Source organism: Gemmatimonadaceae bacterium (assembly GCA_019637445.1).
Lineage (GTDB): Bacteria > Gemmatimonadota > Gemmatimonadetes > Gemmatimonadales > Gemmatimonadaceae > Pseudogemmatithrix.
Window position 1 is genome coordinate 898,765 of sequence record JAHBVS010000001.1, and the last position, 16,764, is coordinate 915,528.

At 67.4% G+C, this 16,764-nt stretch carries 15 protein-coding genes; 7 read left to right on the forward strand and 8 right to left on the reverse strand.

What is annotated here, in order from left to right; genetic code table 11:
- The first annotated feature begins 52 nt into the window (after positions 1–52).
- Genes KF709_04235 through KF709_04250 form a run of 4 tightly spaced genes read left to right on the forward strand, consistent with a single transcriptional unit; the run spans position 53 to position 4,382 of the window.
- Positions 53–1,594: an LptF/LptG family permease gene (locus KF709_04235; protein MBX3173594.1), complete on the forward strand. Its 1,542-nt coding sequence runs from the start codon at positions 53–55 to the stop codon at positions 1,592–1,594.
- Positions 1,591–2,673: an LptF/LptG family permease gene (locus KF709_04240; protein MBX3173595.1), complete on the forward strand. Its 1,083-nt coding sequence runs from the start codon at positions 1,591–1,593 to the stop codon at positions 2,671–2,673. The genes KF709_04235 and KF709_04240 overlap by 4 nt, the downstream gene beginning before the upstream one ends.
- Positions 2,674–3,504, forward strand: coding sequence for an ABC transporter permease (locus KF709_04245; GenBank protein MBX3173596.1), 831 nt, complete (start codon positions 2,674–2,676; stop codon positions 3,502–3,504).
- Entirely contained in the window at positions 3,501–4,382 is an 882-nt protein-coding gene (locus tag KF709_04250; protein ID MBX3173597.1) for an MCE family protein, read from the forward strand. Before KF709_04245 ends, KF709_04250 begins: the two co-directional genes overlap by 4 nt.
- A 434-nt stretch (positions 4,383–4,816) precedes the next feature.
- Here the strand turns inward: KF709_04250 and KF709_04255 are convergent, their stop codons facing one another.
- A complete protein-coding gene (locus tag KF709_04255; protein ID MBX3173598.1) occupies positions 4,817–8,152 on the reverse strand; it encodes a TonB-dependent receptor in 3,336 nt (1,111 codons plus the stop codon).
- A gap of 151 nt (positions 8,153–8,303) precedes the next feature.
- Complete coding sequence (locus KF709_04260) at positions 8,304–9,653, reverse strand: amino acid permease (GenBank protein ID MBX3173599.1); 1,350 nt, start codon at positions 9,651–9,653, stop codon at positions 8,304–8,306.
- Between KF709_04260 and KF709_04265 the strand changes: the two genes are divergently transcribed.
- Positions 9,604–10,863, forward strand: coding sequence for a heme o synthase (locus KF709_04265; GenBank protein MBX3173600.1), 1,260 nt, complete (start codon positions 9,604–9,606; stop codon positions 10,861–10,863). The genes KF709_04260 and KF709_04265 overlap by 50 nt on opposite strands.
- Here KF709_04265 and KF709_04270 read toward each other — a convergent pair whose 3' ends face one another.
- Both KF709_04270 and KF709_04275 read right to left on the reverse strand, forming a co-directional pair.
- On the reverse strand, positions 10,864–12,054 hold the full coding sequence (locus KF709_04270; GenBank protein MBX3173601.1) for an aminopeptidase P family protein: 1,191 nt from the start codon (positions 12,052–12,054) through the stop codon (positions 10,864–10,866).
- Between the two features lie 2 nt (positions 12,055–12,056).
- Complete coding sequence (locus KF709_04275; GenBank protein ID MBX3173602.1) at positions 12,057–12,677, reverse strand: hypothetical protein; 621 nt, start codon at positions 12,675–12,677, stop codon at positions 12,057–12,059.
- Between the two features lie 108 nt (positions 12,678–12,785).
- Between KF709_04275 and KF709_04280 the strand changes: the two genes are divergently transcribed.
- Both KF709_04280 and KF709_04285 read left to right on the forward strand, forming a co-directional pair.
- The gene (locus tag KF709_04280; protein MBX3173603.1) at positions 12,786–13,256 is read left to right on the forward strand and encodes a flavin reductase family protein; all 471 of its coding nucleotides are present in this window, start codon (positions 12,786–12,788) and stop codon (positions 13,254–13,256) included.
- A 9-nt stretch (positions 13,257–13,265) separates the two neighbouring features.
- Complete coding sequence (locus KF709_04285) at positions 13,266–13,925, forward strand: DUF1707 and DUF2154 domain-containing protein (GenBank protein ID MBX3173604.1); 660 nt, start codon at positions 13,266–13,268, stop codon at positions 13,923–13,925.
- A gap of 41 nt (positions 13,926–13,966) precedes the next feature.
- Here KF709_04285 and KF709_04290 read toward each other — a convergent pair whose 3' ends face one another.
- From KF709_04290 to ccmA, 4 genes are all read right to left on the reverse strand, one after another.
- Positions 13,967–14,509: an inorganic diphosphatase gene (locus tag KF709_04290; GenBank protein ID MBX3173605.1), complete on the reverse strand. Its 543-nt coding sequence runs from the start codon at positions 14,507–14,509 to the stop codon at positions 13,967–13,969.
- A gap of 135 nt (positions 14,510–14,644) precedes the next feature.
- A complete protein-coding gene (gene ccsA / locus KF709_04295; protein ID MBX3173606.1) occupies positions 14,645–15,334 on the reverse strand; it encodes a cytochrome c biogenesis protein CcsA in 690 nt (229 codons plus the stop codon).
- A gap of 7 nt (positions 15,335–15,341) precedes the next feature.
- The gene (locus KF709_04300) at positions 15,342–16,064 is read right to left on the reverse strand and encodes a heme exporter protein CcmB (GenBank protein MBX3173607.1); all 723 of its coding nucleotides are present in this window, start codon (positions 16,062–16,064) and stop codon (positions 15,342–15,344) included.
- Entirely contained in the window at positions 16,061–16,759 is a 699-nt protein-coding gene (ccmA, locus tag KF709_04305) for a heme ABC exporter ATP-binding protein CcmA (protein ID MBX3173608.1), read from the reverse strand. The genes KF709_04300 and ccmA overlap by 4 nt, the downstream gene beginning before the upstream one ends.
- Between the last annotated feature and the right edge of the window lie 5 nt (positions 16,760–16,764).

Here is a 16,764-nt window from a genome sequence, read left to right on the forward strand (position 1 = left end):
CGCAGAACGTCGAATATACCCTGTTCGCCCCCGTCTCCCCACGCCGCTCGACGTGAAGATCGTTGCCCGCTACATCCTGAAGGAGCACATCGGCCCGCTGCTGTTCGCGCTGTCCGCGCTGACGTCGCTGCTGCTGCTCAACTTCATCGCCAAGAAGTTTCCGGACCTGGTCGGCAAGGGGCTACCCTGGTCGGTGATCGTGGAGTTCCTGCTGCTCTCGATCCCGTTCACCCTGGCAATGACGCTGCCGATGGCGGTGCTGGTGGCGACGTTGCACGCGTTCTCGCGCTTCGCCTCGGAGAACGAGATTACGGCCTTCAAGGCCAGCGGCGTGAGCATGCAGCGGCTGGTGCGGCCGGTGATCCTCGCCTCGTTCGTGCTGGCTGCCGGGATGGTGCTGTTCAATGACCAGGTGCTGCCGCGGGCCAACCACCGGTTGGCGACCCTGCAGGCTGACATCGCGCGGGTGAAGCCGACGCTGGCGCTCAACGAGCAGATCATCAACGAGGTGGTGCGCGGGCAGCTGTACCTGCGCGCGGCACGCATCGAGTCGGGCAGCAACCGCATGCGCGACGTCACGATCTACGACCTAAGCGACCGCGAACGGCGCCGCACCATCCGCGCCGACAGCGGAAACCTTGCCTTCTCGCGGACGGGCGAGGACCTGATCCTCACGCTGTACGACGGGTTCACGACGGAGCTTGAGAGCTCCACGCCACGGCGGCTGCAGCGCAGTTTCTTCAAGGAAGACCTGATCGCGGTACGCGGGATCGCCACCCGACTCGAACGCGACACGCCGACGGCGGCCTACAAGTCCGACCGAGAGCTGACGGTCTGCGAGCTGCAGCAGCGCGTGGACGCGGCACAGGGTGCGCGCGACACCGTGTGGATGCGCATCCAGGTGGCGCAGCGGCCCGGGCAGGAGATCGGGACGCCGCCGGGCGCGACTTGGGGCATCGCCCCCACGTACTGTGCCGTGCAGCGCTGGTGGCGGGAGCGGTCGCTGGTGAAGGAGGCGCAGGCTGCCGAGCCAAGTGCGGCCGCGGATGCTGATGCGGTGCACGAGGCAGCGGGGGCGAACGCGTCGGCGACGCGGCGTGTCGCAAGCGTGCAACGCGCCGTCCTGGACTCGCAGACCCCGCTGCCGCGCCCTCAACCACCGGCCTACGATGCCGTTGTGCTTGAAGGACTTCGCTTCGAGCTCACCAGCACGGATGCCAGCATCGACCGCTACCGTGTCGAGATCGAGAAGAAGTTCTCCATCGCCGCGGCCTGCATCGTGTTCGTATTGCTCGGCGCGCCCATCGCGCTGCGCTTCCCGCGCGGCGGTGTCGGACTCACCATCGGCGTGAGCCTCGGCGTGTTCGGCATCTACTACGTGGGCCTGCTGGCGGGCGAAGCGCTCTCCGACCGCGGCTTGCTGGACCCCGCGCTGGCGATGTGGGCGACCAATGCCATGCTCGGCATCGTCGGCATCTACCTCACGGCCAAGCTGGGCAGCGAAGGCTCCACTTCGCGCGGCAGCGAGACCTCGGAGTGGTGGGCACGCGCGATGGAACGCTGGCGCGGGCGATGGGCGCGGAGGCGCGCGTGAGGATCCTGCGCCCGCTGGACCGCTATGTGCTCTCGGAGTTCTGGAAGGTGCTCGTCGCCACGGCGCTGGGCTTTCCGCTGCTGGTCATCATCATCGACGTGTCCGAGAAGCTCGACAACTACCTCGCGCGTGAGCTGACGCCGGCAGATATCGGCCTGGCGTACCTGTTCGGCATTCCGGAGACGATGTTCCAGGTGCTGCCGGCGGCCGTACTGTTTGCCACCGTCTTCACGATCGGCGGGTTCACGCGGCACAGCGAGATCACGGCGGCCAAGGCCTCGGGCATCAGCTTCCACCGTTTCATCCTGCCCATCGTGGTCGGCTCCGTGGCGGCGACGCTGATCGGCCTCGGGCTCTCGGAGATCATCCCGCCGCTGAACGCGCGGCGGCTCGAGCTGCTCAAGGAGAAACAGGTCCGCTCGGCGAACCAGCGCTCCAACTTCGCCTATGCAGCGGACGAAGGACGCGTCTACAAGATCGGCTACGCGGACGTGAACACGAAGGTGGCCACGAAGGTGGAGATCGAGCGCCGCGGCACCGGACCCGACTTCCCGCACTACGTGGTGGCCGCCACCGAGGGCGACTGGAATCCCGAGCGTGGCTGGATGCTGCGCAACGGCTACGTGCACCTGATGCCGGACTCGCTGTCGAATCTCAGCATCCAGTTCGACTCGCTGCACGACCGCCTGATGACCGAGCAGCCGGTGAACCTGATGGCGAACCCCAAGGCGCCGGCCGAGATGGGCTACCGCGACCTTGGGCGCTTCATTGCGGCAATGGAGCGCTCGGGCGCCGACGTGCGCAAGCTGCGCGTGGAGCGCATGCTCAAGATCGCCATCCCCGTGACCTGCGTGATCATTATGTTGATTGGCGCGCCGCTGGCGACCAGCACGCAGCGCGGCGGCACGGCCTACGGCGTGGCGGTGAGCCTGGCGACGACGGTGGTGTTCCTCGTGCTGCTGCAGTTGACGCAGGCAATCGGTGCCGGCGGGCTGGTGATGCCGGAGATTGCCGCGTGGTTGCCGGGGGCCTTGTTCACGGTGATCGGCACCTTCCTGCTCGTCCGCGTGAGAACCTAGATGGCGCATCGTCCCACCGAGTCCTTCCCGATCGTCCAACGCAGTGGCCTTCGCTTCTTCCGCGTGATGGGACGCGGGACACTGGGGCTGTTCGGCGGCATTGGCTCTCGGGTCCTCTTTATACGTGAGGTGGGGCGGGCCTTCCGCGAGGGCCGCACCTGGACCCGGGAGGTGTTCCACCAGATGCGGGCCATCGGCGTGGATTCCCTGCCCTTGGCCATCATGGTGGCGGCGTTCATTGGCGGCGTGATCACGATCCAGATCCGCTACCAGCTCTTCCCCGGCATCCAGCTCTCGATCGTAGGCCTGAGTTCGCGGCAGATCGTAATTCTCGAGACGGGACCGTTGCTCACGGGCCTGGTGCTGGCCGGGCGGGTGGGCGCCAAGATGACGGCCGAGATCGCGACGATGCGAGTGACGGAGCAGATCGACGCGCTGGAGACGCTGGCCTTCGACCCCGTGGCGGTGTTAATCGTGCCGCGACTGATCGCCGCGATCATCATGCTGCCCATCCTCACCGTATTCGCCGACGTCTTCGGCGTATTGAGCGGCCTGATGGCGGCGGTCACCATCACGGACGTGAAGTACGCGCAGTTCATGGAAGGCGTGCGGCTGGGCTACGAACAGTTCCAGGTCACTTATAGCCTCATCAAGGCCACACTCTTTGGCGGCGCGATCGCCTACCTCTGCACCTACGAGGGCTACACGACGCGCGGCGGCGCCGAGGGTGTGGGCCAGAGCACGGCCAAGGCGGTGGTGGTATCGTCCATCGCCATCCTCATCCTGGACGCCATCACGGCGGTCCTCCTCGCCCCTTACCTTCAGGCATGAAGCGACGCGACGAAGTGCTGGTCGGGATCGTGGCCACGGTGGCGCTGGTCCTGGCGATCATCGGCTCCCTGCTACTGGCCCGCGGCGGGTTGGCATCGGGCTATCCGGTCTATTCCGTCTTCGAATGGGGCTCCGGGCTGCGGCCGGGCCAACCGGTGCTGTTCTCCGGCGTGACGGTCGGCTACGTGTCGGACGTGGAGTTCGCGCGCAACGGCACGCTGCTGATCACGATGAAGGTGGGCAAGGAGTACCGGCTGCCCCGCACAACCGAGGCGCGAATCGTCCCGAACGGTGTGTTCGGCGACATGATGGTGGCCCTGCAGGTCGGCGGGCCGACCGACGAGGACTTCGCGGTGGGCGACACGATCCCGGCGGGGCCGCCGTCGATCGGTATCGGCGAGGTGCTGGCGCGGGTGGATTCCGTCGGCCGTGACATCCAGCTGGTCTCGAAGGCGCTCAGCGAGGAGCTGGTGACCCGCGGCGGGCTGCGCGAGATGCGGCAGACAGTCGAAAGCGCCAACCGACTGCTGGAGACGCTGACGGACGTGGCGCGCGAGCAGTCGGACGAGTTGTCCCGCACGCAGCAGGCGCTCAGGCGCGTGGTGAGCGCGGTGGACTCGGTGCAGGTGGACAGCACGGTTCGCGCGCTGGCGGGGGCCTCCGTGGCGGTGCGCACGCTGGCCAGTGACCTGCAAGAGACGACCACACGGCTCAATGGGGTGCTGGCCCGGCTTGAGGGCACGGAGGGTTCGGCGGGGCTGCTGATGAACGACCCTGGGCTCTACCGGGACACGCGGGCTTTGCTCACGCGGTTGGATTCACTGACCGCTGATTTCCAGAAGAATCCGAGGAAGTACATCAAGTTGTCGATCTTCTAGATCTGTGCGCTGAGTTCTTTGCCACAGAGGCACGGAGACACAGAGGACTGCGGATGCGGGACGAACAGCGGATGCGGGGCAAACGCTGACGGCGATGCGGGAACTGCAACGACAGCTGCTGGTGGAACTGCAAAGGCGACATTCACAGCAACTGCACTTGAAGGGGGGCTCGGCGGACAGATTTGTCCGCCGAGCCCCCTTTGATTTGCTGTTGGTGTTGCTGTTGCGGTTGTCGTTTGACTGACTTTCGCGGTTCCCGTATCGCCCCTTGCCGTTGTCCCGCATCCGCCGCCACTCCCGCATCCGCAGTTCTCTGTGCCTCCGTGCCTCTGTGGCAAAGCAGTTCCTCAGCGCACGAAAGCCAGAAAAAACCAACCGCCCCGGCCGCCGAACGAATCGGCGACCGGGGCGGCGGTGCTACTGGAGGCTAGCGCTTAGTTGAACGTGTAGCGGAAGCCGAGCTGCATGCGCCAGACGTCGTTCACGCCGGCGGTCTTCTGGAAGGTCTTGTTCATCAGCTGGCCGCCCACCACACGCATCTGATAGCGCGGCTCGCCCGCCTTCGGGCCCGTCGTCGCCGGGGTGCGGACGATCAGCGGGGAGTTGCTGACCGCGGTCTGGGCCAGACCCCAGTCCTTGTTCAGCATGTTGGTGAAGTTCAGGATGTCCAGGCGGATCTGCAGGGTGTTCTTGGAGCCCGACACGAGGCGGCTCACGTCCTGCGAGAGCGAGAGGTCCATCCGGGTGACGTTCGGCAGGAGCAGGCCGCCACGCTCCGCATACTGGCCGCGACGCGAACGGAGGTACGAGTCCTGGTTGATGTACGCCTCGAACGCGGCTTCCTGCTGCGCCACCGAGAAGGGCGTCGAACCCGTGATGGCCTCGAAGTTCATCTCCGCGATGCTGGCCGGGATGTACATCAGGTCATTCGAGGTGCCGCCGTCGCCATTCAGGTCGCCGGAGGTCACGTAGCTCGTGTTGCCGATCGTGAAGTTCTCGAGGAAGGCCGAGAACATCGTATTGCCCCAACCGAAGAAGTCGCGCGTGTACGACGCGACCATGAAGCTGCGGCGGCCCTGATAGTTGCCGGAGAAACCAACGCCCGGGTTGTTCGGGTCGCCAGTGTGCTGGTTGTTGTTCCAGCTACCGAAGGCGATCGAGCCCGGATCCACGGTGTTCTCGGCGGTGCCGTAGGCCGTGGCGATCTTCGTGTAGAAGCCGTTCATGAAGTTGCGCTCCAGCGTGAAGGCCGCGTTCATCGTGCGGCCGACATCCTGGTTCTTCAGGACGATCGCGCTGGTGATGTTGCAGTTGATGCGGTTGGCCTGGGTGCAGGCGTCGCCGACCTGGCTGAAGTAGCGCGGGCGGTTGTCCGGGCCCGGGAAGTTGCCGTCAGCCGCCGGCAGGTTGGCGTTGATGTAGTACACGCCGTTGACGTCCTGGCCCCAGATGAACTCGATCGTGGAGCGCCAGCCGCTCTCGAACTTGTGGTCGATGGCCAGGTTCGAACGCCAGACCTGCGGGAACTTGAAGCCCTTGTCCGTCAGCGCGAGCTCATACGACGGGGCGGGCGCGCCCGAGGGGCTGGCCGGCTTGTAGTGGTCCGGATCCGGGTGCCAGGGGCGGTTGAACGTGTTGTCCTGCTGCTCGAAGCCCGTCAGGATGCCGTTGTTGCCGATCTGGTTGGAGATCCAGACATACGCCGGGCGGCCGGTGAAGACGCCGGTACCACCGCGGAGGATGGTCTGGCCGTTGCCGCGCACGTCGTAGTTGAAGCCGAGGCGCGGCGAGAACAGCGGCGTCGCGTCGGGCAGCTTCTGCGTGTTGTACTGCACGCTCTGTCCGTTCTCGTCGCGGAACGTCATCGCGTTCGCGGCGGTGTTCGTGAAGCCCGTGTTGCCGAACGAAGCCATATCGATGCGCAGGCCGCCGGTCACGGTGAGGTTGTTCCGCACGCGCCATTCATCCTGCACATACACGCCCGAGAAGTTCACTTCGAGCGGCTGCACCGGCTTGGTCTGGCCCGGGATGTTGGCGTAGCGGACCTGGAAGCGGCGGAGGTCCACGGGGGACGTCGGACGCGAGCAGGTGGACCAGGTCGCGGCGTTGGTGCCGCACTGCGTCAGGAAGTCGTTCGCGTCCGTGTAGAAGTCGCTCAGTGAGCGATACACGTAGGCGCTCTGACTGCCCGGGAAGAACACGTTCTCCGACTCGTAGAGCTCGACGCTGAGTCCGAAGGTCAGGTCGTGCCGGTTGCCGTAGATCGTGAAGTTGTTCTGGAACTGGAAGCTGTTGTACCGCAGCTCGTTGTTCGGCGTGAAGGGCTCCGAGCCGAACGAGGTGTAGGTCGTGCTGCCACCGCCCGGGATGTCGCCGCCGAGGATGTCCACGAAGGGGAACAGGTTGCTGATCGCGCCACGGCTCTCGTCCTGCTTGGTGTAGCCGATGATCATCTGGTTCGACATCCGGTCCGTCAGCAGCGAGTTCCACTCACCGACCACCGAGTTGATCTTCTCGAGGATGGTGTAGTTGGAGTTCTGGAAGCCGAGCCAGTTGTTGTTGCGGGTGCGGCCGAAGCCGAGCGACGACGAGGTCGACGTCAGCACGTCCGTCTCGGAGTCGAGGTTCGTCCAGCGCACCGAGAACTTGTTCCGCTGGCTGAGCGCGTAGTCGACCTTCGCGGTGATGCGCGTCGACGGCGTCAGGCCCGGATAGCCCTCGTAGCCACCGGTGTTGTAGCCGAAGTTCGTGCCGAGGTAGTTGCTCAGCGTGTTCATGTCCGACTGCAGAACGCGCGTGACGTTGCCGACCGGCGCCTCGCCGCCGAGGTTCGAGCGGAACGTCGTGGCGGGGGACGACAGCTCGTCCGTCTCGTAGCTCACGAAGAAGAACAGCTTGTCCTTGAGGATTGGGCCGCCGACACGGAAGCCCCACTGGTCGAAGGAGAACGACCCTGGGCTGAAGGTATTCGAACCCGCCTTCGTGCCGACGAAATCGTTCGAGCGCGTGAGGTAGTAGAGCGAGCCCGTGAAATCGTTGGTGCCGGACTTGGTCACCGTGTTCACCGCGGCGCCGACGAAGGCACCCTGGCGCACGTCATAGGGCGCGATGTTCACCTGCACGGCCTCGATCGCGTCGAGCGAGATCGGGGCGACGCCGGTGCGGTCACCGGGCTGCCCGCCGAGGCCGAACGAGTTGTTGAAGTACGAACCGTCCACCGTGATGTTGTTCAGGCGGTTGTCCTGGCCGGCGAACGAGCTGCCGCTCGACTGCGGCGTCAGGCGCGTGAAGTCGGCGAGACGACGCGTGATGGTCGGCAGCTGCTCCAGCTGGTCGCGACGGATGCTGGTCGCGGCACCAGTACGCGTCGAGCTCAGCTCGCCGCCCTCCGAGGTGATGGTCACCTGGCTCAGCTGCGTCGCCACGGCCGACATCCGGAACTCGAGGTCCACCGCGACGCCGAGCGTCACGGTCACATCCTCGCGGGCCTGGCGGGCGAAGCCGATCATCGTCGCGGCCACGCTGTAGGGGCCGCCGATACGCATGCCCGGAATGTTGAACCGTCCATCGGCGCGGGTCACGGCCACGTACTGCGTGCCGGAGGGCAGATGGACGGCTAGGACTCGAGCGCCTTCAATAGGCTGGTTCTCGTCGTTCGTCACGGTGCCACGCATAGAGCCGGTGGTCACCTGCGCCGACGCGAGGTGGGTGAACGCGCCGGCGGCGAGGGCCGCGACAGCGAGTGTCACCCGGAAGATCCAACGCTTCATCTTTTGTGTTCCTCGGTGGTTGGGATCCATCGATCCAACACCGGCCCCCGCCCTTGGCGAGGCTACCGGACTTGGCGCGAAAAATATAGCGCGAAGCTCGCCAGTTCGCCGCTATGCGGTCAACGCCAGCCCACCGAGTGCAACCGAACCGTTACCGGTTGCGCCCGACGGTCAGCCAATAGACCGGTGCACCGGCTAGGCAGACCCCCAGCACCCCAATGGTCTGCCAGCGACTCGCGGGGTTCAGGATGGCATTCCCAAGCAGGTAGAGCACGGCGAGCATAAACACCAGCGGCACCACCGGATAGCCCGGCACACGGAAACTCGGCGCGTAGTCCGCACGCTTCCGCAGCCTGAAAATCGACGCTACTGCCAAGAAATAGAACGGCAGGAAGGCGGTCACGAAGGCGTCCGCCAACTGCTCGAAGGTCCGCATCAGCACGAAGAGCGCGCCGAGGGCCGCGGTGAGCAGGATGGCCACCCAGGGCGTGCCCAGCTTGGGGTGCACGCTGGCCACCGGGCGGAAGAACAGCCCATCGGATGCCATCGCGAAGAAGATGCGCGGGCTCGTGAACAGCACGGCGTTCAAGGTGCCGAAGGTGGACACCATCACCGTCACGGAGACGAACACGACGCCGCCGGCGCCGATCACGATCTCCGCCACGTCAGCCGCGACCAATCGCGAGGTCCGCATCTCCTCGATCGGAAGCACCGTGAGATACGCGACGTTCGCCAGCAGATAGATCGCCATCACCATCAGCGTGCCACCGATCAGCGCCCGCGGCAGGTTGCGCTGCGGGTCCTGCACCTCGCCACCGTTGTAGGCCACGTCGGCCCAGCCATCAAAGGCCCAGAGCGTGCTGACCAGCGCGAGCCCGAACGCCGGGATGCTGATGCTCTCGGGCGGCACCGCCGGCGTGAAGTGCGAGAAGCCGTTGGCCGGCAGGCCCACGATCAGCGCCACGACGACGATAAACAGCAGGCCGCCGTACTTGGCCAGCACGGTCACGTTGGTGAACGTCGCGCCCACCCTCGCGCCGGCGATGTTGAACGTGGCCGTCAGCAGGATGGCCGTCGCCGCCGCGTAGCGCACGGGCATCACCGCGTTCAGGTCCCAGCCCATCACGCGGAAGAAGTACTCGGCGCAGGTGATGGCGATGGCTCCCAGCGAGGCCGCGCGGATCATCACCAGCTGGCTCCAGCCGAAGAGGAAGGCCGCAAGGTCGCCCCAGGCCTCCTTCAGGAACACGTAGATGCCGCCTGTCTTCGGCAGCGCGCTCGCCACCTCGGCGATCGTCAGCGCGCCGCAGATGGCAAAGATGCCCCCGGCGATCCACGCCGAGAGCATTGGGAGGGGGCCGGGCAGTCGGTCCGCGATGCCCGCCGGCGAGCGGAAGATGCCCGAGCCGATGGTGGAGCCGATGACGACGGCGATGGCGCTCCAGAGGCCGATGCTGCGCTGCAGCTCAGGGGCGCGGGGCGCCGCGGGAGTGGAAGACATCACGCGAAACTACGCGCGAGGGCTCCCTGAAGGGAGGTGGTATGGCGATAATTCACCCGATGTCCGCGCCGCTCCCGACCCTCATCTTCGTTGTCGCCGCGCTGGCCGTCGTCCTCGGACAGATCATGATCCTGCGGTCGACGGCCCGTGCCTGGCAGGCCGCCGGCGGCCCCGTGCCGCTCATCGAGCGCGCCTTTGCCTGGCTGCCGGCGCTGGTGCTCGTGCTCGTGCTCTGGTTGTCGTGGCGGGCCACCGTCGCGCCGCCGGTGATGGAACTGGAGTTCGCGGCCACGGCCTCCGGGGCGGGGCTGTGACCGCACCCGCAACTACGCCGGCGCCGCGAAGCCTCGCGAACGACCTGATCGCGCTGACCAAGCCGCGCATCATTTCGCTGCTGCTGGTCACCACCGTGGCGCCGATGTATGTGGCGGGCGTTCCCACGCTTGGCACGGTGCTGCTCGTGATGCTCGGCGGCTACCTGATGGCCGGCGGCGCGAACGCCGTGAACATGTACATCGACCGCGACATCGATCCGTTGATGGCGCGCACGAAGCTGCGGCCGATCCCCAGCGGGCGGATGCACGCCACCGCGGTGCTGGCCTTCGGCGTGTTGATCGCCACGGCGGCCACCTGGATGCTGGCGCGCTATGTCAACGTGCTCACGGCGGCGTTGGCATTGGCGGGCTTCTACTTCTACGTGTTCATCTACACGCGCTGGCTCAAGCGCGCGTCGCCGCAGAACATCGTGATCGGCGGTGCGGCCGGTGCCTTCCCGCCGCTCGTCGGCTGGGCAGCGGTGACGGGGCGGCTGGATCTCACGGCCTGGTTCCTGTTCCTCATCGTCTTCTATTGGACGCCGCCGCACTTCTGGGCTTTGGCGCTCAACAAGCAGCGCGACTACGGCACGGCCGGCGTGCCGATGGCGCCCCTCGTGTGGGGCGAGCGCGAGACGATCGAGCAGATGTGGTGGTACAGCGTGCTGCTCGTGGGGCTGACGCTGATGCCGGTGGCGTTTGGCGCCTTCGGGTGGTTCTACCTGGCGAGCGCGGCGCTGCTGGGCGCCCTGCTGCTGCGCGGCGTCTGGCGCGTGCGCTCCGCGACCGCCGAGGCGCGCGTGAAGCCCTCGTGGTGGGTGTACGGCTACTCGCTGCTGTATCTGGCGCTGCTGTTCCTCGCGATGGCGCTGGACCACCGCGTGTTCGGCGCCTGATCAGATCACGATCAGCTCGCGCTGGATCTCTCCCGGCGTGATGACGAGTCCGTCGGGTCCGAGGAACGCATTCACCTCGGTGCGCATCCCGAACTCGCCCGGCAGGTAGATCCCGGGCTCGATCGAGAAGCCGACGCCCGGCAGCAGCACGCGTTCGTCGCGCGTCTCGAGGTCGTCGAGGTTCGGCCCCATCCCGTGCAGGCCCCGCGCGTCGATCGAGTGCCCCGTGCGGTGCGTGAAGTACTTCCCGAAGCCACGCGCCTCGATCACTGCACGACTGGCCGCATCCGCCTCTCGACCGGCAATCGGCTTTCCTGCGCCGACCCGCTCCCTCAGCACGGCGATAGCCGCATCGCGCGCGTCGCGAATTGCCGCCCAGACTTCCTGATGCCTCGCGGCGGGCGTTCCGACGACCGCCATCCAGGTCTGGTCCGCCCACATCGCGCCGGGTCGATTGTCGGGCTCGGTGGCCCAGAGGTCAATCAACACCACGTCGCCCGCCACGATGCGTCGCGGCGCATCCGCCGAGGGCTCATAGTGCGGGTTCGCGGCGTTCTCGCTGGCTGAGACGTTGGGGCCGTGGTCGGTCCAGAGACCGTCGACGGCGAAGCGCTCCTGGATGAACGCCATCACCTCGTGCTCGTGGATGGCCTTGCCCGCCTTGATTGCGTCGCCGATGCGGGCAAAGGCGGCGTGGGCGTAGGTCCGCAGCAGTTCCGCGTGCTTGCGGTGCGAGGCCATCTCCTCGGCGCTCCAGACCGCGAAGAACTGCGTGACCAGCCCGCCGCTGGTCACCACCTCCGCGCCGGCGGCGCGGATCATCTCCAGCACGCCGGCCGGCACGCGGTCCACCACCGGCACGGCATCGCCGGGCGAGTACTCCATCGCGATGCGCTTGCCCTTGACCAACGTGGGCAGCTCCTGCTCCAGCGCGCGCCAGGCGCTGTACACGCGCTTCTCCCAGGCCGCTGGCCACTGGGCCCAGGGGCTCTGCTCGATGGCGTGCGTGATGGCCACCGGCGTCCCCTCGGCAGGAAGCCACGCGAAGATCCGTCGTGAGACCATGCCGCGCAGGCCGAGGACAGACGAGGCCACGGGGTTGAGCCCGCGGAAGTCGTAGATGAGCCAGCCATCGAGGCCGGCGCCACGGAGCGCCGCCTGCACGGCGGGGAGCGAGCGTTCGCTGAGCATCGTTAGGCCACCACGCGCCACTGGGCGCGCCATTCGCAGGTTCCCTCGCCACGCGAGGCGCACCTGACGTGTTCGACTGCGCCCACGCCGTCCACGAGCCGCTGCATCAGCTCGCGAAGGTAGGCCTCGTAGAAGCTGCAGCCCGCCAGCTTGGGCGCGGCATCGCGCGTCACGGAACCCTTCACCTCGAGATGCACCGAACTGCCGACACGCGTGACCTCGCCGCCCACGTAGCGTCGGCTGATGCTGCGCACCTGCCCGAGCGCCAGCGGCCGGGCCAGCGCACCGGGCAGGATTCGGAGCAACCGTCGCGTGAAGGCGGGGGCGCGCTCGTAGGTGCGTCGCGCCATCCCGCGCCCAGCCTCGCGGAACACCGCCTCCGCGTCGGGACGGCGCCCGATCAACTTGGCGATGCCCGCCGCCTCCTCGAAGCTCACGCGCTGCCCGCGCTTGAGGGCCTCGGCGTAGCGCCGCATCTGGGCGTGCACCGTATCGCTGAGCCCGAAACGCTTCACCTTGAGTTCATCCACGAACTCGGTCTCGAGCGCGTCGTCGGGGAGGTCCACCGTGCGGATGGCCTCGAGCAGGGAGAGCGGAACAAGCGGGTCGACCGTGGCGGACATTCAGCGGGGGAGGCTGGTGGGAACCGATGGCAAAGTTAATGGCTGCGTCGTGCGGGAGGCACGGTCGGCTCTGCCACGGGTTCGGCCCAATTCGCTAGTTTCTGACGCGTGAACCCCTCCGACTTCCGCGCCGCCCTCTCACGATTCGCATCCGGTGTCACGATCATCACCGCGCGCGACGCCAAGGGACGCGATGTGGGGATGACGGTGAGCGCGTTTTCCTCGCTGTCGCTGGAGCCGCCGCTGGTGCTGGCCTGCGTGGACGACACCGCATCCGTCGCACCCGTGCTGGCGCAGTGCGAGCACTTCGCGGTCAACATCCTCGCGGCGGACCAGTCTGAGCTCTCGCGGCGCTTCGCCCGCCAGGACGTGGACCGCTTCGAGGGCATCGACCTGACACGCGGCGTTGAGGGGCTTCCGCTGCTCAGCGGCGCGCTGGCGCAGCTCAGCTGCGCCGTCGAGGCCCGCCACCCTGGCGGCGACCACACGATTCTCGTGGGTAGGGTGCTGGAGGTCGAGACGAGGGACGCGAATCCCCTGCTCTACTTCCGCGGTGCCTACGGCGAGTACCGTCGCTAGCTTCTCGGCATGAGCCTCGACCTTGAGCGCGAGCGCATTGTGCAGGCGCTGTGCTCCCACTACGCGCAGGACCATCTCACGACCGGCGAACTCGAACGACGCTTCGAGCTCGTGTACGCCGCGCAGGATCGCCAGGCCCTGGTCACCGTGCTCGAGGGCTTGCCGGCGATCTCGCGGAACGCAGCGCTGGCGCCGAACGCACCAGCGCCGATGCCGACGTATGACGCGCCGGCGCGCTCCAGCGGACTCCGCGATTCCGAGAAGCGCTACGTCGCCTTCTTCGCCGAGGTGAAGAAGGAAGGCGCCTGGCGCGCGCCGTCGTTCGCCCGCGTGCGGGCCGTGCTCGGCACGGTGGTGCTGGACCTGCGCGAGGCCGATATCCCGCCCGAGGGCATGGACATCGACGCCGAGGCCATCCTCGGCGAGGTGAAGGTGATCCTGCCGCTTGGCATCGGCGCAGACGTGGACTGCACCGCGATGCTGGCCGAGGTCGTGGACAAGGCGCAGGCAGGCGCCGCCGGCCTGCCGATGGTGCGCGTGCGAGGTGGCGCGACGCTGGGCACGATCAGTGTGGTCACCAAGCTGCCGAAGAAGGACCGGCTTGAGGAGTGGCGACTGCAACTGCGTAGTTGGTTCGGCGGGCCGTCGGACCCTCCGCGGCTTCGGTAGGCGATCGCGGCCAGCCTCGCGGCCGCCGTCCCGGCTGCTGCCTAGGGCCCCTGCGAGAGATACGCCGCCGCGTACCGCGTGATGCTCTCGTCCACCACACGCATTGCCTCCTCGCTCTTGCCCCAGCCGAGGATCTCCACGCGCTTGCCCTCAAGGTCCTTGTAGATCGCGAAGAAGTGCTCGATCTCCTTGAGCTGATGCGTCGGCAGGTCGGCGATGTCGAAGATCTCGCCGTGGAGCGGGTCGTCCGTCGGAACCGCGAGGATCTTGTCGTCGGGCTCGCCCTTGTCGAGCATGCGCAGCACGCCCACAGGGCGCACGTCAATCAGGCAGCCGGTGAAGGTCGGCTCCTTGATCATCACCAGCACGTCGAGCGGGTCGTTGTCCTCGTGGAGCGTGCGCGGGATCAGCCCGTAGTCGCCGGGATAGTGCACGGCGCTGTACAGCACACGGTCGAGCCGGAAGAGCCCGGAGTCCTTGTCGAGTTCGTACTTGTTGCGCGCGCCCTGTGGGATCTCGATCACCGCCGTCACGCGCTCGGGCGGCTGCGGCCCGGGCTCCAGGTCCTTCCAGGGATGGATCACGGAGACGGCCGACCCGCCTCGCGGCGGCGTGCGAGGGCGCGGCGACGCCAGCCGATGGAAATCGCGTATCCGACGAACATCGCGATCAAGACTCCGTAGGCGACCTGGTAATAGATGGCGTTGTCAGGCATCGGCTCAGGCCTCCGCGGCGTCGAGGAGTTCGTCGCGCTCGCGGGCCAGCGCCATCCGCGCGCGCACCAGCGCCACGTAGAGCACCGTGAACGCGAACAAGGCAAGGAACAGCGTGGTCGTCATCGACGCCGGCATCTGAATACCCGTCGGGTTCGCCACGATCGGCATCGGGTGCTGCGTGCGGAACAGGTACACGCTGAGGTGGATGAACGGGATCAACAGCGCCCCGAGGATCCCTACGACCGCCGAGTAGCGCGCGCGCGCCGTGCGGTCGTCCACCGCGCCGCGCAGCACGAGGTACCCAAGGTAGAGGAACCAGAGGAACAGCGTGAGCGTGAGCCGCGCATCCCAGACCCACCAAGCGCCCCAGATCGGCCTGCCCCAGAGTGGCCCCGAGATGAGCACGCCCGTGGTGAAGATCACGCCAACCTCGGCCGAGGACTCGGCGAAGCGATCCAGCCGCGGGTCCTTGAGGAACAGCCACACGCCGCCGGCGATGGCCGTGAGCCCGAAGGCGAGGAACGCCACCCAGGCCGAGGGCAGGTGCACGTAGAAGATCTTCTGGGCGAGGCCCTGCAGCCGGTCGGGCGGCGTGAACCAGATGGCGCGCACGAAGGCCGCGGCCATCAGGACGATGGCGGCGATGCCGAAGGCATCGAGGCCGCGCGGGCGCGCCGGGGAGTCGGAAGTCACGTCAGGGTCAGTCGTCGAGCGTGAAGGGGAACGCGATCGTGCACGCGTACAGGAAGACGAGGTCGAAGGCGAGCAGGATACGCAGCCAGGCCATGCTCTCGGCCAGCGGCCGGCCCGCCAGCAGTCTGGCCGTCGCGCTGGCCGCGGGCAACACGACCGGCACGAAGAATGGCAGGGCCAGCACCGGAAGCAGCAGCTCGGCCATTCGCGTATTCGACGTGATCCCGGCGAACAACGTTCCAATGCAGGCCAGACCGATCGCCGCCAGCAGCATCACGCCGGCCAGCGGTCCGAAGATGACGCCGAAGGGCAGGTTGTAGAACAGCGCGACGGCGGGCAGCGCCACCGCCTGCACCCCGAGCACGAAGACGAGGTTGGCCAGCGCCTTACCGAGGAAGATGGACTCGCGCGGCACGGGGGCGACGAGCAGCGCATCCATCGCGCGCTCCTGCGCCTCGACCTCGAACGAGCGGTGCAGTCCCAGCAGCCCGGAGAACGTGAAGGTCACCCAGAGCACGCCCGGCGCGATGTCCAGCGGCGTGACCGCGGTAGCGTCCCAGGTGAAATAGAAAATCACCACCGCGAGCAGCGAGACCACCAGCGCCGAGAGGTAGGCGCTGCGCGTGCGGAACTCGATGGCGAGGTCCTTCCGGGCGATGAGCCAGGCGGCGGCGAGCGTGCCCGGATGGGCAGCGGCTGCCTTTGGCGGGCCAGCGACGGGCGCGGTCACGAGAGGAGCTCCCGATACTCGGCGGCGTAGGCAGACGCATCGAGGCCGGAGGTGTCGTCGTGGCGCACGAACCGTCCGCCGCGCATCACCGCCGCCTGTGAGGCCACCGCCAGGCCCTCCTGGAGATGGTGCGTGACCACGATCAGCGCGGCGCCTGCCTCACGTCGTTCTCGAAGCAGCGCCGTGAGTGCGACGCTGCCGAGTTCATCGAGTCCAGTGTAGGGTTCGTCGGCCAGCAACACATCCGGCGCGTGCACGATGGCGCGGGCGATGGCCACGCGCTGCTGCAGTCCGCGCGACAGCGCGCGGACGGGGACGTCCGCGCGGTCGGCGACACGAAGTGCATCGAGCGACGCCTGCACTTTCGCGTCCGGATCAGGCAGTGCGTGCAGCTGCGCGGCAAAGCGAACGTTCTCGCGCGCCGTCAGCGCGTCGTAGAGCATCGTCCGGTGGCTGATCAGCCCAACCCGGCTGCGGGCCTCAACCGCCGGCAGCGTGCGACCGGCCACCGCGGCGCGACCGGCGCTGGGCTTGAGCAGGCCGGCCAACAAGCGCAGTAGGGTGGTCTTGCCGGCGCCGTTCGGGCCGAAGAGCGCGAGGGCGTCACCCGGCCCGAGGTCCAGACTGACGCCGTCTACCGCGCGCCGCGCCCCGAAGGCGCGCTGCAGGCCCTCGGCCTGGATCAGCGGAGTCACGGCCT